This is a genomic window from Sorangium sp. So ce1504, from assembly GCF_051521635.1.
Taxonomy (GTDB): Bacteria; Myxococcota_A; Polyangia; order Polyangiales; family Polyangiaceae; genus Sorangium; species Sorangium cellulosum_B.
Window position 1 is genome coordinate 12,304,540 of the sequence record NZ_CP150365.1, and the last position, 23,163, is coordinate 12,327,702.

General features: G+C 69.0%; 14 protein-coding genes. 9 read left to right on the top strand and 5 right to left on the bottom strand.

The window, feature by feature from the left end; all coding sequences use genetic code 11:
• Positions 1-23 precede the first annotated feature (23 nt).
• The 4 genes from WMF39_RS46345 to WMF39_RS46360 all read left to right on the top strand — a co-directional run bounded on the left by WMF39_RS46345 (position 24) and on the right by WMF39_RS46360 (position 3,897).
• Positions 24-566 (top strand): hypothetical protein, encoded by a 543-nt coding sequence (locus WMF39_RS46345; RefSeq protein WP_044967211.1) that lies wholly within the window; start codon positions 24-26, stop codon positions 564-566.
• 11 nt (positions 567-577) lie between these two features.
• Positions 578-1,120, top strand: coding sequence for a hypothetical protein (locus tag WMF39_RS46350; RefSeq protein ID WP_437742830.1), 543 nt, complete (start codon positions 578-580; stop codon positions 1,118-1,120).
• A 184-nt stretch (positions 1,121-1,304) separates the two neighbouring features.
• Complete coding sequence (ffh, locus tag WMF39_RS46355) at positions 1,305-2,945, top strand: signal recognition particle protein (RefSeq protein ID WP_437742831.1); 1,641 nt, start codon at positions 1,305-1,307, stop codon at positions 2,943-2,945.
• A 10-nt stretch (positions 2,946-2,955) separates the two neighbouring features.
• Positions 2,956-3,897, top strand: a complete 942-nt coding sequence (locus tag WMF39_RS46360) for a carbohydrate-binding family 9-like protein (RefSeq protein ID WP_437742832.1) — start codon at positions 2,956-2,958, stop codon at positions 3,895-3,897.
• A gap of 94 nt (positions 3,898-3,991) precedes the next feature.
• Here the strand turns inward: WMF39_RS46360 and WMF39_RS46365 are convergent, their stop codons facing one another.
• On the bottom strand, positions 3,992-4,921 hold the full coding sequence (locus WMF39_RS46365) for a BON domain-containing protein (RefSeq protein WP_437742833.1): 930 nt from the start codon (positions 4,919-4,921) through the stop codon (positions 3,992-3,994).
• A 362-nt stretch (positions 4,922-5,283) separates the two neighbouring features.
• Between WMF39_RS46365 and WMF39_RS46370 the strand changes: the two genes are divergently transcribed.
• The 3 genes from WMF39_RS46370 (at position 5,284) to WMF39_RS46380 (ending at position 10,370) form a co-directional block, all read left to right on the top strand.
• A complete protein-coding gene (locus tag WMF39_RS46370) occupies positions 5,284-7,260 on the top strand; it encodes an ABC-F family ATP-binding cassette domain-containing protein (protein ID WP_437742834.1) in 1,977 nt (658 codons plus the stop codon).
• Between the two features lie 35 nt (positions 7,261-7,295).
• On the top strand, positions 7,296-7,640 hold the full coding sequence (locus WMF39_RS46375) for a hypothetical protein (RefSeq protein WP_437742835.1): 345 nt from the start codon (positions 7,296-7,298) through the stop codon (positions 7,638-7,640).
• A gap of 468 nt (positions 7,641-8,108) precedes the next feature.
• The gene (locus tag WMF39_RS46380) at positions 8,109-10,370 is read left to right on the top strand and encodes a S46 family peptidase (RefSeq protein ID WP_437742836.1); all 2,262 of its coding nucleotides are present in this window, start codon (positions 8,109-8,111) and stop codon (positions 10,368-10,370) included.
• Between the two features lie 46 nt (positions 10,371-10,416).
• On the opposite strand, the gene WMF39_RS46385 is transcribed toward WMF39_RS46380, so the two are convergent.
• From WMF39_RS46385 to WMF39_RS46395, 3 genes are all read right to left on the bottom strand, one after another.
• Positions 10,417-11,943: an ATP-binding cassette domain-containing protein gene (locus WMF39_RS46385; protein ID WP_437742837.1), complete on the bottom strand. Its 1,527-nt coding sequence runs from the start codon at positions 11,941-11,943 to the stop codon at positions 10,417-10,419.
• Positions 11,944-12,214: 271 nt separating this feature from the next.
• Positions 12,215-12,979: an SDR family NAD(P)-dependent oxidoreductase gene (locus WMF39_RS46390; RefSeq protein ID WP_437742838.1), complete on the bottom strand. Its 765-nt coding sequence runs from the start codon at positions 12,977-12,979 to the stop codon at positions 12,215-12,217.
• Positions 12,980-13,001: 22 nt separating this feature from the next.
• The gene (locus WMF39_RS46395; protein ID WP_437742839.1) at positions 13,002-13,670 is read right to left on the bottom strand and encodes a TetR/AcrR family transcriptional regulator; all 669 of its coding nucleotides are present in this window, start codon (positions 13,668-13,670) and stop codon (positions 13,002-13,004) included.
• A 1,363-nt stretch (positions 13,671-15,033) separates the two neighbouring features.
• On the opposite strand from WMF39_RS46395, the gene WMF39_RS46400 reads away from it, so the two are divergent.
• On the top strand, positions 15,034-16,272 hold the full coding sequence (locus WMF39_RS46400; protein ID WP_437748123.1) for a cytochrome P450: 1,239 nt from the start codon (positions 15,034-15,036) through the stop codon (positions 16,270-16,272).
• 198 nt (positions 16,273-16,470) lie between these two features.
• Entirely contained in the window at positions 16,471-17,322 is an 852-nt protein-coding gene (locus WMF39_RS46405) for a terpene synthase family protein (protein ID WP_437742840.1), read from the top strand.
• Positions 17,323-17,390: 68 nt separating this feature from the next.
• On the opposite strand, the gene WMF39_RS46410 is transcribed toward WMF39_RS46405, so the two are convergent.
• Entirely contained in the window at positions 17,391-22,355 is a 4,965-nt protein-coding gene (locus WMF39_RS46410) for an AAA family ATPase (protein WP_437742841.1), read from the bottom strand.
• Positions 22,356-23,163 lie beyond the last annotated feature (808 nt).

Sequence of the window (23,163 nt, forward strand, 5' to 3'; positions counted from 1 at the left end):
GCGCCTTGCCTAGCCTAGCCGCGATGCCCTCGAAGAACGACAGCTCCATCGTGTGCCCGTCGTGCGGCGCGAACAACGCCTCCGTGACGGCGAGCGGGCGCTGCATCGCGTGCGGCGCCAGGATGGGCTCGCTCGCGCCTTTCCGCGACTCCGAGCTCGACCGCCACCGCCGCTACCAGCAGGAGGGCTTCTCGATCCTCTGGTGCCTCATCGCCCTCGTCCTGCAGAGCGTGCTCACCGCGGCCCTCGTCGGCGGCCTCCCCATGATCGTGCAGCAGCTCGATTTCGAGGGGTCGAACGGGATGATCGTCGCCATCCCCGTCTGGTTCATCGGCGGCGTCCTCCTCGGCATGATCTCGCCCGGAAAGACGTTCCTCGAGCCGGTCGTCGCGTCGTTCCTCGTCGCGATCCCGACCGTCTTCTACCTCCTGCACAGCCAGACCGTCCGGACGATGCCGCTGTTCATGTACGTGATCATGGCGCTCATCGGCGTGCTCTTCACGCTGATCGGCTCCTACCTCGGCGAGCGCATCCAGATGGGCCCGCCCGCGAAGCCGGCCGACTGAGGGCGCCCAGCGTGACGACGAGGCCCGGCGCGACGGGCAGCGCAGGGGCGGCCGGCGCAGCAGGGGCGGCGAAGGCGGCAGGGGCGGCGGGCGCAGCAGGGACGGCCGTCCGGCGGATCGCTGCAGTGAAGCGGATCGCCGCGGCGCTCGCCGCCGTCGCCATGGTCCAGCTGGCGCCCGGGTGCGGCCGATCGGCCGAGCAGCAGGAGGCGGACGCGCTCCTGCATGCGATCGACGTCCTCCGCGACGCCCCGAGCGAGCCGCGCGAAGCGCGCGAGGCGCTGCTCGCGGAGCTCGAGCGCCAGCCCGCATCGACGCCGCCCGCCGCGAGCGCCAAGGACACGTGCGCGCGGGCCTACCGCCTGCTGCTCGACGCGACGGCCGCGGAGGCGCGCGTCCGCGCCCTGCTCGAGGCGCCCGACGGGGACGCCGGGCCCGGCGCGCTGGCGGATCTCGTCGCCGCGGACGCCAAGGTCAAGGAGAGCGCCGAGGTCATGCCGAGGTGCGCCGAGGCGCTCGCGATCCTCCGCCGCTCGGGCCGGCGCGGGATGTGACGGCCCGCGTCGTCCGCGCCCGCATCGTCCGCGCCCGCGCCGGCGGCGTCCGCGCCGGCCGTGGCGCCCGCGCCGCGCGCCCCCGGGGAGGGGCGCCGGCCGCGCCCGCGCCCCGCGTCGCGCGGCGTTGAAGAGGGCAAGGGGATCCGCGCTCGCGGTCCCCTGTGCTAAGACCCGCCCTGCCATGTTCGACACGCTGACACGGGGCTTTCGTCAGGCCAGAAACCGCCTCGCCGGGCTCACGGAGCTCACCGCGGGCAACGTCGACGCCGCGCTCCGCGAGGTAAGGCTCAGCCTGCTCGAGGCCGACGTCGAGATCGGGGTGGTCAAGGCGTTCCTTGCCCGGGTCAAGGAGGCCGCGGTCGGCCGCACCCTGGAGACGCGCGTGAAGCACGCCGGCGAGGTCCACCAGGTCTCGGCGAGCGACCACTTCATCAAGATCTGCCACGACGAGCTCGAGGCGATGATGACCCACGAGGGCGACGAGATCGCCTGGGCCGACGGCGGGCCCACGGGCATCATGATGGTCGGCCTCCAGGGCTCCGGGAAGACGACGAGCTGCGCGAAGCTCTCGCGCTACCTCGAGAAGCAGGGGAAGAAGCCGCTGCTCGTCGCGGCCGACATGCAGCGCCCCGCGGCCGTCGAGCAGCTCAAGGTCCTCGGCGAGTCGCTCAAGATCCCCGTGTTCAACGTGCCGGGCGAGTCGCCGGTCGCCATCTGCGCCGCGGCCCGCGGCGAGGCGAAGCGGCTCGGCCGCGACGTCATCATCTACGACACCGCCGGCCGCCTCGCGATCGACGAGCCGCTCATGCAGGAGCTCGCGCAGATCAAGGACGCGACCAAGCCGGAGAACATCTTCCTCGTGGTCGACGCGATGATCGGCCAGGACGCCGTGAAGACGGCGCGCGGCTTCAACGAGCGGCTGTCGATCGGCGGCGTCGTGCTGACGAAGCTCGACGGCGACGCCCGCGGCGGCGCGGCGCTCAGCATCAAGGAGGTGACGGGCGCGCCCGTCCTCTTCACCGGCATCGGCGAGACGACGGACAAGTTCGAGCCGTTCCGCGCCGACGGCATGGCGAGCCGCATCCTCGGCATGGGCGACGTCGTCGGCCTCATGCAGGACTTCGAGGAGGTCGTCGACCAGAAGAAGGCCGAGAAGGACGCCGCGCGGATGCTCCAGGGCGACTTCACGCTCGAGGACTTCCTCGATCAGGTGCGGATGATCCAGAAGATGGGATCGCTGAAGGATCTCGTCGACAAGCTGCCCCTCGGCGGCATGTTCCCGGGCGGCCTGCCCCAGGACGTGAACCTCGACGACCGGGAGCTCGTCCGCATCGAGGCGATCATCCAGTCGATGACCCGCCTCGAGAAGAGCGACCCGTACGCGCTGGTCCGCGAGCCGAAGCGGGTGGAGCGCATCGCGAAGGGCTCGGGCTCGAAGCCCGAGGCGGTGAGCGAGCTCGTCCAGAAGTTCCTGTTCATGCGCCAGATGATGAGTGGCCTCGGCCAGAACATGGGCCTCATGGGCAAGATCCCCGGCATGAAGCAGATGGCCATGGCCAAGAACATGCGGGAGATGCAGAAGCAGATGATGGCCGGCGGCGGCATGCCCGGGATGGGGATGCCGGGCATGGGCTTCCCGGGGATGGGCTTCCCGGGGATGGGGATGCCCGGGATGGGGATGCCGGGCATGGGCGGCTTCCCGGGCGCCGGCGCCGGGGGCCCGAACATGACGAAGATGAAGACGCTCAGCGCCTCCGAGCGCAACGCGAAGAAGGCGCAGCGCAAGCGCGAGCGCGACGCCCGCAAGAAGGGGCGCAAGTAGCGGCGGCCGCGTGCGGGGGCCCTGCTGCCGGCGGCGCTCGTTCGACGATGCGCACGATGCGCACGACGCGCGCGCGGTCGCGCGGGCCCTGGTGATGGTCGGCGCGGTCGCTGCAGCGGCGTCGTGCTCCAGGGGTGGCGGGGGTGAGCAGGGGGCCGCGCCTGCCGGGTCGGCCGGCCGGGCGCCGGCGGCGTCCGCGGGCGTGGGCGCTGGCCGTGGCGCGGATGCGGAGGCGCGGAGGCAGCTCGCCTCCGTGAAAGAGCTCGCGGTGCGCAAGCTCGCGCCTGGCGCGGCGATCGCGATCGACGGCCAGCTCGACGAGCCGGCGTGGCATGCGGCGGCGACGACAGGCCCGTTCGTCAACGTGGGCACGGGCCGCGAGGATCGGTCGCTGCCGACGCAGGGCGAGGCGCGGCTGCTCTGGGACGACGGGTTCCTCTACGTCGGATTCGACGTCAGCGACAGGACGATCACCGGCGGGTTCCCCGAGGGCGCGCGGGATCCGCACCTCTGGGAGCGGGATACCGTCGAGGTGATGATCGATCCGGACGGCGACGGGGACAACAAGGACTACTACGAGATCCAGATCAACCCTCAGAACCTCGTCTTCGACTCGCAGTTCGACGACTACAACGCTCCACGGGGCGGCCCGAGCGGGCCTTTCGGCCATGAGGAGTGGAGCGCGGGGCTCGCGAGCGCGGTCGCGCTGCGGGGGACGCTCGACGACGGCTCGGACGAGGACCGGGGGTATGTGGTCGAGGCGAAGATCCCGTGGAGCTCGTTCACGAAGGCGAAGGCCGCGCCGCCGGCGCCGGGGGACGCGTGGCGGATGAACTTCTACGCCATGCAGAACAACGGCGGGGCGGCGTGGTCGCCCATCCTGGGGGAGGGGAACTTCCACAGGGCGCGGCGCTTCGGGCGGGTCCGGTTCGTCGCGATCGCAGTCGACTGACGTCGCGACGTCGAGCGAGCCCTCAGCGCACGGGTGGGTTACCGGAGTCGCGGAGGCTCTCGGCTCCTCGTGCGATCGGCGCCGGCGCGCGAGCTCAGATCCGGGCCGTGTGGCTCGCCGTCGGGCGTGACGCGCCCTGCTGCGTGCCCGCCAGGGCGGCGTCACCCATCGTGCCCGCCGTGGCGGTCGAGCGGGTCGCCGGCTCGATCGCTCGCTGGACCCGGATCCTGTTGTGCACGTCCTCGACGCCCCGCACGCCCTCGGCGGCGAGCTCGATGATGCGCTTGTGGTAGCGCTCGGGCACTGTGCCATCGAGGATGACCTCGTTGTTCTCCACCTGGACCGTGACGTCGCTCACGTCGATGTCCCCGCGCTCCGCGAGCATCTCGCAGATGTCCTCCTGGATGCGCGCGTCGGAGCGCTTGTAGCCCTTCGGTCCGCGGCCGAACGCTCTGCGCACGCGGTCTCCGATCTCGCCGAGCGCGTGGCCGACGCCCTCGAGCGCCGAGCGGCCGGATTCGCGGAGATCGTGGTTCTCACCGCGGTACGCGCCGTCGTGCCAGGCCGCATCGGGACCGTAATCGGGGCTCACGACGCGGGTCATGCCGAGGTAATAGGCGCCGCCGAGATTGAAGTTGTATGCGCTGCCCATGGCGGGAAGGGGATTGCCGCCGAAGCTGCGGCTGTGCTCGCGGCCGCCGACGTAATCGCCGCCGCGGCCGTCGTGGGGCCAGCCGCGCTCCTGGTCACCGGGACGACTGTCGCTGTTGGCGAAGCGACCGTCGCCGAGAGCGCGGCCCATGGGGTCGCGGTGCGTCGTGGGCCCAACCATGCGAGCGTGCTCGCGGCCCCGATCGCGGTCGTCGCGCAGAGCGGCCCCGTGATCGTAGATCGGGCCCGCGCTGCGGCGCTCGTCGCGAGGATAGCCGCGCTCGGTGAAATGGCCCCGGTCGTCCCTGTAGCGCCGATCCCAGCCGTGCTCATTTCGTCCGTAGCCTGTGTCCCTGTCGAATCGATCTCGCATCCTGCGCCTCCTTTCTTCCTTGCGAGCACTGCCTTCAACACGCCTCCGCCGCGCGACAGCGCTGCGCGACAGATCGCGCCAGCCTGGTCGCGTGGATCGCGAAGATGGGTCGCGTGGGCGCCCTCTGCCACCGGGGAGAACCCTTCGTCTCGCGCCCGGGCGATCCCGAAAATGACGATTCATCGGATCAGCACAGAAGAGCTTGCCTTGAGCGCCTTTCCGCCTCTCGTCGCAGAACACGGCACACCCGCCCTCCCCATCGGGGCTGGGGTGGCGCCGCGCCCCCTGGGGGCCCGGACCATCCGTCACGGGCCCAGCAAAGCCGGCCCATGCCCCGCCGGCTGCGCTAAGCTCCGCGCCCTGTGCCCGTCCTCACCGCTCACGATCTCCACAAATCCTTCGGTCCCCAGACGATCCTCGACGGCGTCTCGGTCAACATCCGCACCGGCGAGCGCGTGGGCCTGGTCGGCGTCAACGGCTCCGGCAAGAGCACGCTCGCCCGCATCCTCGCCGGGGTCGAGCAGGCCGACAGCGGCACCATCGCGCGCCGCCGCGGCGCCGAGATCGGCGTCCTCTCGCAGGATCCGGTCTTCGAGCCGACCGACACCGCGCGCGACGTGGTGCTCGCCGGGCTCTCCGCGTGGCACGCCGCCAAGGCCCGCCACGACGAGGTGAGCCGGGCGCTCGCGGCCGGCTCGGGGGATGCCGAGGCGCTCCTCGCCGAGCAGGCCGAGGCCGGGGCCGACGTCGAGCGGCTCGGCGGGTGGGACATGATGCACCAGGTCGACGCCATCATCGGCCACGTCGGCGTCACCCGGCCCGACGCGCCCATGAGCGTGCTCAGCGGCGGCGATCGCAGACGCGTCGCGCTCGCCCGCCTGCTCGTGTCGCGGCCCGCCCTCGCCGTGCTGGACGAGCCCAGCAATCACCTCGACGTCGAGACCGTCGAGTGGCTCGAGCGCTACCTCGTCGAGGAGCACCCCGGCGCGCTTCTCCTCATCACCCACGATCGCTACCTGCTCGACCGCGTCGCGGAGCGCACGCTCGAGATCGACAAGGGCAAGGTCTACAGCTACGACGGCGGCTACGAGGAGTACCTCGAGCAGAAGGCCGAGCGCCTCGCGCTCGAGGCGCGCACCGAGTCGAACCGGCAGAACTTCCTGCGCACCGAGCTCGAGTGGCTCCGGCGGCAGCCGAAGGCGCGCACCGGAAAGCAGAAGGCCCGCATCCAGCGCGCCGAGACGACCAAGAGCGCGCCGCCGCCCAAGGCGGAGCGGACCGCGCAGCTCTCGGTGGAGTCGGTGCGCACCGGCAAGACCATCCTCGAGCTGAAGAAGCTCGGCCTCTCGCTCGACGGCAAATGGCTCGTGCGCGGCCTCGACTTCACCCTGACCAAGGGCGAGCGCGTCGGCGTCGTCGGCCGCAACGGCACGGGCAAGACCACGATGCTCCGCGCGATCCTCGGCCAGCTCGGCGCCGAAGGCGACGGCGCGGCCGCCGAGGGGCCCCGCATGGAAGGCGAGGTCGTGCTCGGAAAGAACTCGAGCGTCGCCTACTTCGACCAGCACAGGAGCGGGCTCGACCTCGACAAATCGATCTTCGAGAACATCGCGGGCTCGCACACGCGCGTCGAGGTCGGCGGCCGATCCATGGACGTGCGCAGCTACCTGGAGCGGTTCCTGTTCGATCCGAACAAGGCGCGGCAGCCGGTGGGCTCGCTCTCCGGCGGCGAGCGGGCGCGGGTCGCCCTGGCGAAGATGCTCACCCAGAGCGTCAACGTGATCATCCTCGACGAGCCCACGAACGATCTCGACGTGATGACCCTCGCCGCGCTCGAGGAGATGCTCATCGAGCTCGACGGCTCGGCGCTCGTCGTGACCCACGACCGCTGGTTCCTGAACCGGGTGGCGACCTCGATCCTCGCGTTCGAGGGCGACGGCCGGGTCGTGCGGTACGCGGGCAACTACGACGCCTACCGCGAGCAGCGCGCGAACGCCGCGCTCGAGACGGAGGCCGAGGCGCGGGCCGCGAAGGCCCAGGCGGCGGAGGCCCGGCCGGCGGCGGCGCCGGCGAAGGCCGCCGCGCGGGCCGGCGACAAGCCGAAGCTCACGTTCGCGGAGCGGACGGAGCTCGACGGCATCGTGGGGCGGATCGACGCGGCCGAGCAGAAGGTCGCCGAGCTCGAGGTGAAGCTCGCCGACCCGGCGCTCTACGCGAGCCGCGGCGCGGACGTGGCGGGGCTGCTCTCGGAGCTCGAGCGCGCCAAGCAGGAGGCGGCGCGCCTGGTCAGCCGCTGGGAGGAGCTCGAGACGAAGCGCGAGGCCGCCGGCAAGGCCTGACCGGGCGCGACGGAGCGCGAGGCCAGCGGCAATCGGTGCAGGGGGCGCAGGGGGCGCAGGGGCGCACTGTCTCGCACGACGACCTTGTCGGCGCGGCGCCGCCCGGCGACCATGGCCTCATGATGACCGTGTTCGAGGTGCACCTCGCCGAGGGATCCGACGGCGCCGGCCTGCTCAGCGACGAGGTCCTGAGCGAGACAGGCGCGCAGGTGATGACGCTCCAGGAAGCAGCGCTGGTCGGCTTCCAGGGCCTCCAGGCGCTCGACGGCACCGGCAACGTCCGGCTCATCGCCGTGCGCGCGCGTGACGCCGCCTGGATCCACCGCTGCCTGGAGACCCACGGGGCCGTCGCCGGGTTCCGGGCTCACCAGGTCGACTGAGCCACATCGCCCCCGCTGCTCGACCGACCCTCCGCGCCGCCCTGGCGCGGCGTCCCCCCGCGCGCGCCTTGTCCGGAATGCCGTGGATGCCAGTCCGGCCGCCAGGCGCAGAGAACCATGAAGGCCCGACAAGCCCGCTGAAGCAGGCGAAGCTCGCCTCTACGAACATTGATGAGATCTGGTGTCCCTGACAACTCCCCTCAGTTGTTGGCATCTTTCGTGGGAATTGAACAGGGAGACGGGGAGACGGGGAGATTCGTGGGATTTCACTCCTCGTCTCCACGCCTCCCTGTGAATTTTTCCGAATAATTCGAGGGGATGCCTCAGGTGTCCATCACCACGCACGGAGCGCCTCGCGCGCCATCTTCGCGCGTCCCTGGCCCGCATGAGGCTCGTTCTACTGTGTCTCGTATCACTAGAAAGTTGGTGTGTGGTTGCACTGTCTACCGACGATGGTAACAACACCGCATGTCTCACTCCTCTCTACGTAGTCATACGCTCCTGGCGTTGTTCGCGGTCTCCGCGTTCGCGCCGGGTTGCGGCTCGGAGCGGCCGCAAGCGGGCGATACCAGGCCGCCGGGCTCCGAGCCCGGTCAGGGGGCGCCCTTCGAGAACCCCGGCGGGATGTGGATGCCGGAGCAGATGCGGCAGCACAAGGACCAGCTCAAGGCGCTCGGGCTCGAGATCGATCCCGAGTCGCTCGCCGATCCCACGGCGTCCCCGCTCGGCGCGGTGGTGAGCCTGGGCGGCTGCTCGGCCTCGTTCGTCTCGCCCGATGGGCTCATCGCCACGAACCATCACTGTTCGACCAGGGCGCTCCAGTACAACTCCACCCCGGAGCAGGACCTCCTGACGAACGGCTACCTGGCGAAATCCCGCGCCGAGGAGCGATGGGCCGGCCCCACCGCGCGCGTGCTCGTGACCCGCGCCTTCCGCGACGTCACCGGCGAGGTGCGGCGCGGCATCGAGGCGATCCAGGGCGATCTCGAGCGCTACGAGGAGATCGAGAAGCGCAAGAAGCAGCTCGTGACCGCGTGCGAGGAGGGGCGCCCCGAGATCCGCTGCTCCATCGCCGAGTATTTCGGCGGTGGCCAGGTCTCGTTGATCGAGCAGCTGGAGATCAAGGACGTTCGCATCGTCTATGTCCCGCAGGAGGCGATCGGCAACTTCGGCGGGGACATCGACAACTGGCGCTGGCCGCGCCACACCGGCGATTTCGCCTTCTTCAGGGCCTATGTCGGCAAGGACAACCGGCCGGCCGCCCACGCCGAGGACAACGTGCCTTACCGGCCGGCGCATCACCTGAAGCTCGCGTCGTCGCCGCTCCGCCAGGGCGACCTGGTGATGGTCGCCGGCTACCCCGGCACGACGAACCGGCTCCGGACCGCGGCAGAGGTCGAGTCCGCGGTCTCATGGCTGTACCCGAAGCGGGTGTCGTTCTACGAGGAGTCGATCGCCCTCCTGGAGGAGCTCGGCAAGAACGACCCGGCCCTGCGGATCAAGGCGGAGCCGACCATCCAGGGCTACGCCAACTACCTGCTCAAGACGCGCGGCCTGCTCGACGGGCTGGTCCAGGGCGGCCTGGCCAAAGAGAAGGCCAAGCAGGAGGGCGACCTCAAGGCCTGGATCGACGCCGACCCGGAGCGCAAGGCGGCCTACGGCGGCGCGATCGAGCAGATCGCCGCGCTGCACGCCGGGCAGCGGGCGACGCGCGACCATGACGCGGCCGTGTCGGAGATCGTCTCGTCGGCGAGGCTCCTCGACGCCGCGGTCACCATCGTGCGCATGGCGGAGGAGCGGCCGAAGGCCGACGCCGAGCGCGAGGCCGAGTACCAGCAGCGCAACTGGGAGCGCCTCGAGCAGGCGCAGGCGTCGCTGCAGAAGTCGTACGACCGCGCGATCGATCGGAGCACCTTCAAGCTGGCCACGCGGCGCGCGCTGCAGCTCGATCCGAAGGACAGGCCCGCGCTGCTCGGGGCCCTCGCGGGCGGGCAGGCACAGACGGAGGCCGGCATCGCCGCGGCGATCGACGCGCTCTACGAGAAGACGGCGCTCGAGGACGCGGCGACCCGGATCCAGCTGCTCAAGACGGCGACGCTCGAGGAGCTCCAGGCGAGCCGGGATCCGATGATCCGCCTGGCGCTCGAGCTCGCGCCGGTCGACAAGGCCATCGAGGCGCGGGACAAGGCCTACGCCGGGGCGATGGCCCTCGTGAAGCCGCGCTTCGTCGAGGCGCTCCGCGCGCACCGGGGCGGCCTCCTGGCGCCCGACGCGAACGGCACGCTCCGCGTCACGTACGGCACCGTGCGGGGGTACCGCCCGGAGGCCGACAAGGCGGTGGTTCGCCCGTTCACCACGCTCAGCGAGGTCGTGAAGAAGAGCACCGGCGAGGCGCCGTTCAACACCCCGGCGACCCTGCTCGAGGCCGCGCGCGAGGAGCGGTTCGGCCCGTACGTGGACAAGGACCTCGGCGAGGTGCCGGTCTGCTTCCTGAGCGATCTCGACATCACGAACGGCAACTCCGGCTCTGCCACGCTGAACGCGCGCGGCGAGCTCGTGGGCCTCGCCTTCGACGGCAACTACGAGGCGATGGCGTCCGACTGGCTGTTCATGCCGTCGATCACCCGGACCATCCACGTCGATCACCGCTACATGGAGTGGGTGATGGACGCGGTGTCGGGCGCGGACGCCGTGCTGAGAGAGATGGGCGGCAAGCCGGCCATCGACTGAGCGCGGCGCAGCCTCAAAAGCACGATCGCGAGGACGCCGGCGCGGGTCACGCGCCGGCGTCGTCGGACGACACCCGCACCTCTCCCTCGGCCACCGTCCAGAGGATCGACGTGCAGCTCCGCCCGAACGCCCTGTCGTGCGTGACGAGGAGAAGCGCGCCCGGGTAGTCGGCGAGGGCGCGCTCCAGCCGCTCGATCGAGGGCAGGTCGAGGTGGTTGGTCGGCTCGTCCAGCACGAGCGCCCACGCGTGTTGCCCGAGGCCCAGCGCGATCATCAGCTTGCGCGCCTCGCCGGGCGACGGCCGCGCCGACCCGAGCAGCGGCCCCGGCTCCACCCCGAGCGCGGCCACCAGCGACATCACCCGCCCGCGCTCCTCCGGAGGGAGGCGCCGCGCCCTCGCGATGAGGGCCTGCTGCTCTGCCTCGCCGAGCTCCTGCGGCACATGGAGCACCTTGTCCGCCGGCACGCGCGCGCCGGCGAGCAGCGCGTTCACCAGCGTGGTCTTGCCAGCGCCGTTCGGGCCCGCGATCCGGATGCGGTCCTCGCGGCCGACCGCGAGCCGCACGTCCCGCAGCAGCATCCGCCCCTCGCTCTCGCCGCCGGCGTGGATCCGGGGCGCGTCGAGCACGAAGAGCCACGGCGCGGGCGATCGCTCGTAATCGACGAACACGCTGCGGCCCACCGCCTTCTCGAGCTCGAGCTCTCCCGCCTCGGCCGACACCTTCTCGAGCTTGCGCCGGGTCACGCCGACGTTGCGCGACAGCCGCGCTTCGGCCGAGGACACGCGGAAGTCCGCGAGCAGGCCCCGGGCGTCGCTGTCGCGCGGGCCCTTCATCCGCCGCTTCGTGCTCCGGTCCGCGTCGGCCGAGGCCTGCGCCCGCCGCTCGTCGCCGAGGCGGCGCCGGAGCTGCCGTTCCTCGGCGCGCAGCCGCTGGTGCGCCTCCTCGCGCCCGCGCGCCTCGGCCTCCCAGAGCGCTTTTGCCGCGCTGTACCCGCCGGGATAGAGCCTCGCCGCGGCCCGCTCGACCCGGATCGTGCCGGTGGTCAGCGCGTCGAGGAGCTCGCGATCGTGCGAGACGCACGCCCCGATCCCCTGGAACCCCGCGAGCGCGCCGGCGAGCAGCGCCCGCGCGTCCGCGTCGATGTGGTTCGTCGGCTCGTCGAGCAGGAGCAGGTCCGGCGCCGCGGCGAGCGCCGCGCCGATCTGCCACCGCTTGCGCTCGCCGGGCGACAGCGTGGCCCAGCGCCCGAGCTCCGCCGGATCCAGCAAGAGCTCGCCGCGCAACCTGCGCGCGGCGCCGTCCTCGGCGTCGGCCAGCGCGTGGATGGCCGCGTCGGCGTGCTCCACGGCCTGCGGGCAAACCGCGACGGTCGCGCCCCGCGGCTCGAGCCGCAAGCTCCCCGCCTCGGGCGCGAGCTCGCCGGCGAAGAGCCGGAGGAGCGTCGTCTTGCCGGCGCCGTTCGGCCCGACGATCCCGTACCACCCCGGGGTCAGGCACAGATCGACGTCCGCGAGGATCGTGGACGCGTCGGAATAAGAGAAGGAGAGGCGCTGCGCGCGCAACAACGACATGGGAGCTCCTGAATCCTGAGGGCCACATGGCCCGGTCACGGGACGGGCAGGCTGCCTCGCGCGGCCAGGGAGCAGGGATGCCACCTGTCGCGCTCGCGACCTGCGACGGAGACCGATTCAGGAGCTGATCTTCACCGGAGCACTCTCCTCTTGCGTCAGCCGTGCTCTCTAACAGACGGTCGAGGTCCACGCAACCGCCGCTCCGCGGTCGCGGTCGCCCCTTCCGCTCTCCTTCTTCTTCTTCTTCCAGCGGCCTCTCGGCTCGGCGCGCTCACGCGGCCAGGAAGCCGCCGTCGACCGGGATCGCGCCGCCGGTCACGTAGCCCGCGCCCTCGGAGCACAGCCACAGCGCGGCGCCGGCGATCTCGTCCTCGGTGGCCATCCGCGCCATCGGATGCTGCGCCACAAGCGCCTGGACCAGCTCGGGCGCGAACGCCTCCGCCTGTTGCATGGCGGGCGTGCGGGTGACGCCGGCGCAGAGGGCGTTCACGCGGATCCCGAGCGGCGCCACCTCGAGCGCCACGGAGCGCGTCATTCCGAGGACCGCGTGCTTGGACGCGACGTAGGCGTGGTGCGCCGGCTTCCCGGCGATGCCGTAGATGGAGCTCATGTTGACGATGGCGCCCCCGCCCGACGCCAGCATGGCCGGGATCTCGTGCCGCATGGCCAGCCAGATCCCGCGGGCGTTGGTCGCCATGACGTCGTCCCACACCGCCTGATCGGCGCGATCGAGGCGGGCCATGTCGCCGCCGATGCCCGCGCAGTTCGCCGCGAAATCGAGCCGGTCGAAGCGCCTCATCGTCTCTTCCATGGCGCGCTTCATCGAGGCGTCGTCCCGCACGTCGGTCTGGACGAACAGCGCCGGCGCGCCCTCTCGCTCGAGCGCGGCGCAGGCCCGCTGTCCGGCGTCGCCGTCGCGCGCGGCGATGGCGACGCGCGCCCCTCCTCGCGCGAAGGCGCGCGCGGTCGCGAGGCCGATGCCCGAGGTGCCCCCGGTGATGAGGGCGACCCGTCCGGCGAAGTCGTAGGTGATCATGAAGCTCCCTTTCCTGGTGGAATCACGCAGTGCTCGCGCCAAGGCCGCGCTGGATGAACTGGACCGCCTGCTGGGCGAGGCGACGGCGGCGCTTCGGGCCGAGCTGCTTTCGCAGCGCGTCGGAGGCCAGCACGTCGTGGAGCTCGGCCCCGAGCTCCTGGAGCACCGCCTCGGTGAGCCCGGGGCCGATGACGGCGGCGACCAGCCGGGTCGCCACCTCGAGGCTCGTGTCGGTGGAACGGACGGCGCCGCTCGCGATGCCCTCCGCGAGCAGGGCCCGGAGCTCCGCGGCGCCGGCCTCGCAGATGGCCTTGTGGAGGCCGCGGACCTCGACCGTGGCGGTCGGGTCGGTGGCCGCGGCCGACAGGCGGGCGAGGCGCGGGTGCTCCACGAGGAACGCCATGCCGCGCTCGATGTGGACCTCCAGGCGAGCCCAGAAGTCGCCCTCCGGGCACCCGGCGCCGAGGAACGCGCGCTTCTGTCGCGGCACCTCCTCGGTCAGGAGCCACCGGTAGAGATCGAGCTTGTCCTCGAAGTACTGGTAGAAGCTCCCCTTGGGGATGCGGGCGCGGCGCGCGATCTGCGAGAGCGAGGCCTCGGCGTAGGGGCGATCCGCGAACTCGGCGATCGCCTCGCGCACGAGGCGGTCCCGCCGCTCCTCGGGCAACCCAAAGAACGTGCTCTTCGGCATGCGACCGGTCAGTCATATGACCGATCGGTCGCATCGTCAAGCGGGGCCGGGCGCGCCCCTGGCTGCTGTTCAGTGGTTCAGCACTGGGCATGCCCAGAGCACGACTAAGGAAATCCCTGAGCGCAACCCGGGAGTGCCCAGAGCGTGACCCCGATCCCAAACGGGCCTCGTCCCAAACGCGCCTCCGGCGTGGGTCGGCGCGCCTCCGGAGGAGGTGTGGTTCCAGGGAGAGGCCCCCTCTTTCGAGGTCACGAGATCGAGCCGAGCGTGACATCGAGCGACCCGCATCGTGGCCGACGACGCTGGGAAGCGTGACCGCGCTCCGCTCGAGCGAGGCGTTCATTTTGCATAGCGGGCCGGCGCACTCTCGTGCGGCCGTGCATTCCTGCAATGCACGTCACATCGATGGCGAAAACCTTCGCCGTCAGCATTCCAGGCAGACGCCGCGGGCGTTCGCGCCGACGCGCGCCTGCAGCGTTCTCGTCTCCACGGCTCGCTCCATCCGGAGCGCAGCGGGGGCGGCCCCGGGTCACGCGCTATGCCTTCACGGATGAAACCCGAGTCGACTGCATCTTGCATTGCTGCACAGTCGCTCGCGATAGACGACGTCGATCATCCAGAGATCGTTGCGCTCATTGATCGCAACGCATCATCTATCGGATGGCCATCGAGGTGTCGCTCGGGGGCAGGTGATGTTCTCGGCGCCTGCTGGAGCGGCGGGTCGCAGACGCTCAAATGTATTTTTATTCACGCGGCATGTTGTGGCGGCTCGGCCATCGGATTGAAGTGTTGGAAGATTCGTTGTCCGGGTGCCTCGAGCACGACGAGGTCGTCGTGTGAAGTCCGCAAATAAGAATACAGTTGCGCATTCGTCCGTATGGTATAGGATGCTGTCATCAGATGGAGGAGCACCCACGAACCATCGGACCCCTGCAGCCATGAAGAGAGCCTAGCGGCTCTCTCGCTTGCTCTGGTCTCATGATGCACCGGGAGATGCCCTGGAAGCAGTTCAGGCGCTCGTGAGTCGCATGCTCGCATCCTGGCGGGCGTAGCGACGACCGAGGAGTGCAGCCGTGTCCTGCGGACGCCGAGCGTTGGCTCGGGCCGCGTGGCGGCTGTTCAGCGCCCTGCTCGCGGGAGATGCGCCCAGGTGACCACGCGCTGGAGCATCGCGGAAACGCGGCTTGCGGGTTCCGTCTCGTGCTCCTTTCAGCGCTAGGGGCCAGCTGTCTCAGGGCAGCACCGAATCGACGCCATCGCGTCGCCCAGCGCGCCATCCGACGCAGCACCCCACTCCAGGCTTATCGACGTGTGCCGCCATGGCGTTGCGGCTGCGTCCTGCCTTCGCCACAGGAAGAGCGCAATGACTCGACTTAATTTGTTCGCCCCCGAGGTCCGAGAGAACCCGTACCCCTTCTACGCGGCGCTGCGCCGCGAGTCGCCCGTGTGTCAGGTGGACCCCAACGGGATGTGGGTGGTCACCCGGTATGATGACATCGTGGCGGCGTTCAAGAACACGCAGGTGTTCTCGTCCGCGGGGCTGCGCGTCGCGTCGGAGCCGCCCTACCTGCGGCGAGATAATCCGCTGTCCAGATCGTTGCTACTCGCGGACCCGCCGCGGCACGGCCAGCTGCGCAGCCTCATCAACCGCGCATTCACCGCCGCGACGGTGGCCTCGCTGGAGCCGCAGATGCGCTCCACGGCCGCGCAGCTCGTCGACCAGCTGGTGCAGCGCCGCGCGGCCGACTTTCTCTCCGATCTGGCGCTTCGCGCGCAGGTCAGCGTCCTCGCCAGGCTGATCGGCTTTGACTCAGCGCTGGAGCGGCACTTCAAGCGATGGACGACTGACCTCGTCAGCGTCGGCGCCGTATCTCCAGAAGATCATGCGCGGCTCGACGAGGTGCGTAGGACCATCGATGAGATGGAGCAGTACATGCTGGGCCTGCTGGCGAGCCGCCGGCGGAAGATGGAGAACGACCTGGTCAGCGAGCTGCTCCGGTCCCGGACGGACGACGATGGGACCACGGACCAGGACCTCGTAGCCCTCCTCTTCCTGCTCCTCGTGGCAGGGCTCGAAACGGCGATAGCGCTGATGACCCAGATGGTGCTGATCCTCGCCCAGCGCCCGACGTGGATGGATCGCCTGCGCGCGGAGCCGGCGCTCATCCCGCGCTTCATCGACGAAGTCCTGCGCTTCGAGCCGCCGGTGCATGCCACGATGCGCCTGACCCTCGCCGAGACGGAGCTCGGCGGTACGCGTCTGCCCGCCCACGCCGTCGTTGCGCTGCTCATCGGCTCCGGTCTGCGTGATGAGACGAAGTTCCAGGAGGCGGATCGCTTCAACCCAGAGCGCCGCGACCAGGCCAACCTGGCGTTCGGACATGGTGCCCACTTCTGTCTCGGGGTCTTCCTGGCCAAGACGCAGGCCCGCGTGATGCTCGAGGAGCTGCTTCGCCGATGCCACCGAGTCGCGCTTGGTGCTGACCGTCTTGAATGGAATGTGTTCCTCAACACCCGCTGCCCGATGGCGCTACCCATCGAGGTGGTTCCAGCGTCATCTCCTGCCACACGCGAGTCGCCAGTCGTTCAGGGGATCTGGTAGGGCATGTGCCGTTGCGAATAGGCCTCTACTCCATGGAACCGTCTTGTGGTGGAGTTCGTCATGTCATCCGATCGAACTAGCGTCGTCGTCAGCAAGCGCGATGCTGGTGCATTCGAATATCCGTTCTCTGCGTCGTGTCACCCCGGGAGAGAGATCGCTGAGCAAAGGACCCTGGCGTGGGTTCGTCGATTGCGGCTGGTGCCAGACGGTCGGTCGCTCTCGCGTCTCAAGGCGACGAACTTCTCCCACCTGGCGGCATGGCTCTTGCCGTCCGCGAGCACGCAGACGCTCCAGCTGGCATCGGACTTCACGGCCGCGCTGTTCCTCCTGGATGATGCGTACGACGAGGGGCAGCTCAGCACGGACCCGGAATCCGTCGAGTGGCTCAATGAGAAGTACCTGGGTGAGCTCTTCGGGTACACCGAGGCGGACATGAGCGATCCCCTGACGCGCGGGATGCTCGATGTACGTGAGCGCATCCGACGCAGTCATCCGCACTTCTTCCTGAATCGCTGGCTCTCGCACTTTCAGTACTACTACGAGGCCAACCTGTGGGAGGCGAATAACCGGAAGCAGATGAGGGTGCCGCATCTTGAAGAATATTTGATGATGCGGCGCTACAGCGGAGCTGTCTATACCTACTGCGACCTGCTCGAGCTGCTGCTCGAACGGCCGCTGCCGCTCGAGGTCGTCCAGCACCCGTTGATTCAGACGGTTCGAGACATCTGTAATGACATCCTCTGCTGGACGAACGACTACTTCTCGCTCGGGAAGGAGCTGACCAACGGCGAGACGCACAACCTGATCGTCGTCCTCCGGAACGAGTGCGTGAGCACGCTGGAAGAGGCGATCGACCGGCTCAAGGACATGCACGACCGCCGGGTCGCGGAGTACCAAGGCGTGAAGGAGAAGGTGCTCGCGCTCTGGGCGGACGACGAGATCCGCCTCTACCTGGACGCGGTCGAGGCCATGATCGCCGGAAATCAGCGCTGGGCGCTCGAGGCCGGTCGTTATTCTGGACTAGAGAGTTTGATCGTGCGCGCTGGATGAAGGCGAAGGAGCCTACCGGGCGCGCGCTTGCATGGCGCCTCGCCCGGCGCCGTGAGAGAGGGTGCTGCTCAGGCGTGCAATCTCGTCGAGGTCCGCCGCATCGCGTAGGCGATACCCGCCTTGAGATTGGAGCGGGTCTCTATCGAGCCGAGGTCCACGCCGAGCGCGACCAAGCTCTGCGCCACCGCAGGGCGGAGCCCCGTCAAGATAGCCTTGCTTCCGAGCAGTCCCACCGCCTGGGCCAAGCTCATCAGCCGGCTCGCGACGCTCGTGTCCACGCTCTTGACCCCCGTGACGTCGACGATCACGACCTTCGCCGCGCTGGACGCGACCCCTTGCATCGCGGTTTCAATCATCTGCGCCGCCCGTCTTTCATCGATCGTCCCGATGATCGGCATCACCATGACCTGATCGGTGATCGGTATGCAGGGTGTTGATAGCTCGAAGAGCCGATCCCGCTGCGTCTGAATGATGGCTTCCTGCATCTGGACGCGCTCTTCCTGCAGCCGGACCCGCTCCCCCAGCTCCACCTGCAGCTGGTCGTTGACGTCGCGGAGCTGCTCGTAGGACAGCCGGAGCTCCTCCGTGCGCGCGGCGACCTCCTGCTCGAGCCTCTCATAGAGCTTTGCGTTCTCGATGGAGATCGCGATCTGCGTCGAGAGGAGCTTCAGGAGATCGAGGCGATTCTGCGTGAACACGCCGGTGGACAGGTTGTTCTCGAGATAGAGCACGCCGACGAGCCGATTCTGACGGATGATCGGGGTGCAGATGACCGACTTCGGGCGCCTCTCCCGGATGTAAGGGTCGGCGGAGAACTTGGCCTCCTCCGTCGCATTGTCCAGGAGGACGCCTTTCTGGGTGCGCTGCACGTAGCTCACGATCGAGAGCGGCGCTCTGCTGAACGACACGACGGGCGCGGACTTGAGCACGTGAACTTGCTTTGGCTGAAAGGTCCCTTCCACCTCGACGAAGAGGGCATCGCCACGCGCCAGGGCCAGCATGCCGGACTGCGCTCCGAGGTTCTCGAGCACGATCGTCATGAGGTTTTCCAGGAGCCTCTCCAGGACGATCTCGCTCGCCACGGCCTGCGACGCCTTCACCACGCTGAGCAAGTCCAGGACCGCGTCATCGTGGGTGGACGTCTCCGTCACCGACGTCGATTGGTCTGGCCTCCCCTCGAGCCTCAGATGGGGGAACGCGGCGACGAGGCTCTGGCACTTCGCATCAGCGCCCCACAGCGCATAGCCCCGGTAGGCCATCGTCATGTAGTGCTGAGCGATCTCGCTCCGGCCCATTCCCCGGTAGAACGACGACGCAAGCTCACACCCCAGCGCCTCTTCCTGGATGTATCCGTGCTGTCGGGCTCCCTCGATCGCGCGATCGTAGAGGGCCATCGCCTCGATCATCGAGCGCCCCACACGAGCCAGCTCCGCGCTCACCAGGTCGTGCTTGTGCTGGTTGTTCTCGGGCGCGTGGCGCGCCCACATCCCGAGCTTCAGCTGGTTCGCGTCGACCTTGGAGAGCGCCGCGTCCTGCTCCTCCTTCGAGAGTCGATCGAAGGCCGCGAGGACGGCGAGCGAGCAGTAGAAGTTCTGCTGCACGACGGTGGCGAACCCCGCCACGTCCTGGTACTCCTCACGGGCGCGAAGGCACTCATAGGCGAGCTTCGGCTCGCCAAAGAGGTAGAGCAGCATGCCCTTCGCGAGGTGCAGTGAAAACAACGATATACTGTTGTGCTCGAGACGAGGGATCATCGTCGTTTCGTCGAAGCTGTCGCCGACCAGGCGCAGCTTCTCCGCGGACGGATCTCGAAGGCTGCGCACGAGCTGCTTCCAGATCTTCACGTAATACAGCGGGTACTGCTGGTTGAGCTTCAGCGCGAGCTCGATGGAATGTGTCATTCGTTGCTCGGTCGTCCCCAGCTCTTCCCCGGTAAGGAAGGAATATGTGGGGTGCTGACAGGCGCTGTACCCGACGTACTCGATGTCTCCCGTCTCCAGTCCGACCTGAACCGCATGACGCGCCGGTTGGGTCGTCTCTTTCAGGTGACGCTTCCAGTGGTGAATGGCGATGTAATTGAGCGTATAGATCTTGGATTCGAGCTCGATCGCCCCGAAGCGCTGGATGAGATCGATCGCCAGCTGTCCCAGCGCGAACCCCTGGTCTATATTGTTCATGAAGCTGCACTGGATGTGGCCGTAGATCGCACAGGCGTATGCCGCGGAAGGTGAGATTCCGTGCTGTACGCAGATGTTCATCAGGGTGAATGCGATCAGCGGGACGAACTGGGGCTTCGCCATGAGGGCGGCCGGCAAGGAAGAGACGAGGATGCGGTTCGCGGCGAGCATTCGCCGATCGACGAGCACCGGCAGGTCCGCCAGGCGAGGTATGTCGATGTCAGCGGGCGGCGCCTCGCAGAGCGGTACCTCGAGCATGGCGAGCACGGCCAGGGCGATGTCGAGAGCCTCCGCCAGCCGATGCTGCGACATGTAAAATTGAATACGCGTCTCGTAGACCCGGATCGTCTCCAGTACGTCCCTTGCATGGTCCACGACGATCTTCGCGCAGGCCTCTGCTCGGTCGAAGTTGATCGTCAGGTACTCCAGCTCGACGAGATCCGTGTAGATGGCGAGCGACAGCTCGTAATTCGTCTCCCACGAGTCCTCGGGCAAGAACGCCGCGGCCGCGCGGAGGCACTGCACCCCGGGGCCGTACGCCGTGGAGCGCCTCGCCTTCTGTCCGGCTCTCAGGTTGAGCGTCGCGGCCTCCTCGCGCTCCTGCCTGTCCACGATCCTCTTTGCCCCCATGTTGAGGTGCATCACGATGTCGTAGATCCGGTCCTCGACGGACGCGGGAGGGCTCTCTCCGAGCATGAGCCGCCCCAGCTCCAGGTGGATCCGCTCCTGCTCGCCCTCCGTGAGCAGCTTGTAGGCCGCCTGCTGCACGCGGTCGTGGAGGAACTTGAACGTGACCGCGCCCTCGTCCGCGTCGTCGAGGAAGCGCGCGATCCCGTACTCACCGTCGACGGGCACGACGAGCCCTGCGTCGAGCGCGCCCCAGAGGTCCTCGTCGGTCGCGCGCCGGTTCTTCTGGTGGATGAGGGCGAGCATCCTCAGATCGAACTGGTTGCCGATGCACGCGGCGAGCTTCAAGACCCGCTGCGTCGCCTCGCCCAGGCCCTGTATCCGGCGGACCATCAGGTCGACGACGTTGTCCGCGACCTTCATCCGCTGGATGTCGGCGATGTTCCATCGCCAGGCGCCCGTCTCCGAGCTGAAGCGCAGGTGGCCTTCGCGGCAGACGCTCTCGAGGTACTGGATGGTGAAGAACGGGTTCCCGTGCGTCTTGGCGAAGATGACACCCGAGAGCTCGCGACACTCCTCCGGAGGCGCGTCGAGCGTGTCCGACACGAGCTGGTTGACGTGATCGGGCCCGAGCGGCGTCAGCGTGATCGTGCGCACGCGGGCCTCGCTCTTCCGGAGCGCGCCCAGCATCATCGTCAGCGGGTGCGCGTCGTCGACCTCGTTGTCGCGGTACGATCCGATCAGCAAGAGGTGGCGGATGTCCGGGTCCTCCAGGAGCACGCTGAGGAGGTTCAAGGACCCCGTGTCGGCCCACTGGAGATCGTCGAGGAACAGCACGAGCGCCCGCGTCTTCAGCGCGATCGCGCCGATGAAGTTCCGGAACGTCAGGTTGAAGCGGTTCCGCGTCTCCATCGAGCCCAGCGCCGGGACGGGCGGCTGCTCGCCGATGATGAGCTCGATCTCCGGGATCACCTCGGCGATGACCCGCCCGTTCGGAGAGACGGCCGCGAGGATCCTCGCCCTCCAGTCGGCGAGCTCATTCCTGCTCTCGGTGAGGATCTGCCGGACGATCTCCCGCAGCGCCGCGAGCACGGCCGCGTACGGGACGTTGCGCGTGAACTGGTCGAACTTGCCAGCGGCGAAGTAGCCCGCCTCCTTCGCGATCGGCTTGTGGATCTCGTTGACGACCGCCGACTTGCCCACGCCGGAGTAGCCGGCCACGAGGACGAGCTCCGAGCGGCCACCCTCCGCCGCCTCCGGACCAGACCCGCTGATGTCCCTGAAGGCCGCCATCAACGCGCCGACCTCGCCCTGCCGGCCATACAGCTTCTGCGAGATCTGGAGCCGCGTGGGCTTGTCCCGCGTCCCCGGCACGAAGTCCTCCGCCGGCGCTCCTTGCTCCAGCATGTCGAGGCAGGCCTTCAGATCGGCCTTCAGGCCGAAGGTGCTCTGATACCGCTCTTCCGCCGTCTTCGAGAGCAGCTTCATGATCACGCGGGAGAGCGCCTCCGGGATCGCCGGCCGGATCAGGTGCGGCGCGACAGGCGTCTTCGCGATGTGATGGTGCACGAGCTCCAGCGGATCCGTCGTCTCGAACGGGAGGCGCCGCGTCGTGAGCTCGTAGAGCGTGACCCCGAGGGAGTAATAATCCGAGCGGAAGTCGATCGACCGGTTCATCCGACCCGTCTGCTCGGGCGAGATGTACTGCAGCGTGCCCTCGCCGACCGACCAGGGGTCGACCACCGCCGCGCGCTCCCCACGCAGGAGCGAGGCGATGGAGAAGTCCGTGAGCTTCGACGTGCGCACGTCGCTGTCGACGATGATGTTGCTCGGCTTGATGTCCTTGTGGACGATGTTCCGCTCATGGATCGCCCCGAGCGTGTCCGCGAGCTGGAGCGCTATCCTCACCGCCTGCGCGAGCCCGACGCCCTGCCCATTGCCGTCGATGATCGCCCGCAGCGAACGACCGGCGAAGTACTCCATGACGAGCGCGGCGTAATCGAGCCGGACCTCGAGCTCGTGGACCCGCACGACCCCATCGAGGTCGAGGTGCTTCGTGATCTCGTACTGGCGCTTCAGGATCGCCACGTTGCGGGTGCCATTGACGCCCTTCCGCGCGACCTTGATGACGCACATCTTGCCCGTGCTCTTCTTCCGGCCGAGATAGACGCTGCTGCGAGCACCATCGTGCAGCGTCTCGAGCAACTCGTGATTCAACAGCTCCACCATGACGGCGACCCCCCCTGGAGTGACAGGGCTATTTACCCAGCGCGGCGTTCAGTCGGTATCTCGGTCCGTGTCAAGCAGCAGTCCCCCGCTTCACGGCAGCTCCTCGGGGCGCTGAACTCAAGGACGGCGACAGGCGGTGGCGCGCTCCGCCGAGGGAGCGAACGTGCTCGGCGGGGCGCATCGCCCTACGCAATCGAAACGGACGGGTTGTGTCAAGGTCGAACCGCCGCGGCGCCGCACGCGGATCGAGCGCTCCCGGCGGGCTCCGCCGCCGAGACGCCGCGCGTCAGGCGAGCGGCGCACGACTCGCTCCGACGATTGGGCCGACGCTCGGAAGCAAATGTGACAACAGCGTCGCCTCGCCGCCCGGATGCACGGCGCTCCGTGGCGCAGAGGGCCGTCGGATGTGCATCACGCGATGACGCCTTCACGAGGCGAGGAGCCACGGTGCACGGGGCACACGCCCGTGCCGGGAACGGCCAAGGTGCGCCAGATGGAGAGGGATCTCCTTAGGGAAGTGCCTGAGACGCGCGGCGCCTTCCCTCATCGATAAGCCATTGAAATGCGCAACGATCGGCCCCTGACAGGGGAGTAAGGAGACGCCTGAACGATTGACCGTTGCCATCTCGTCCCGACAACATGCGTCGCCCGGCGGGCGACAACGTGGGTCGGGTGGGTCGGTCGACGCGGGCGTGGCTCGCTGTCGGGGCCGCCACCCGGCGGCGCTCCCGAGCGCGCCGTGGCGCCGGTCTGCCGGTCCGGAGCAGGCCATGGAGCCCGCCCGTTGTGGGATGGGCGGGCGTCGCGT

Bases quoted from the DNA above. Each gene is read 5' to 3' on its own strand.
- WMF39_RS46390 (WP_437742838.1), bottom strand. From the start codon at position 12,979: ATGATCACCTACGACTTCGCCGGACGGGTCGCCCTCATCACCGGGGGC.
- WMF39_RS46410 (WP_437742841.1), bottom strand. From the start codon at position 22,355: ATGGTGGAGCTGTTGAATCACGAGTTGCTCGAGACGCTGCACGATGGT.
- WMF39_RS46380 (WP_437742836.1), top strand. From the start codon at position 8,109: ATGTCTCACTCCTCTCTACGTAGTCATACGCTCCTGGCGTTGTTCGCG.
- WMF39_RS46365 (WP_437742833.1), bottom strand. From the start codon at position 4,921: ATGCGAGATCGATTCGACAGGGACACAGGCTACGGACGAAATGAGCAC.
- WMF39_RS46395 (WP_437742839.1), bottom strand. From the start codon at position 13,670: ATGCCGAAGAGCACGTTCTTTGGGTTGCCCGAGGAGCGGCGGGACCGC.
- WMF39_RS46385 (WP_437742837.1), bottom strand. From the start codon at position 11,943: ATGTCGTTGTTGCGCGCGCAGCGCCTCTCCTTCTCTTATTCCGACGCG.
- ffh (WP_437742831.1), top strand. From the start codon at position 1,305: ATGTTCGACACGCTGACACGGGGCTTTCGTCAGGCCAGAAACCGCCTC.
- WMF39_RS46400 (WP_437748123.1), top strand. From the start codon at position 15,034: ATGACTCGACTTAATTTGTTCGCCCCCGAGGTCCGAGAGAACCCGTAC.
- WMF39_RS46345 (WP_044967211.1), top strand. From the start codon at position 24: ATGCCCTCGAAGAACGACAGCTCCATCGTGTGCCCGTCGTGCGGCGCG.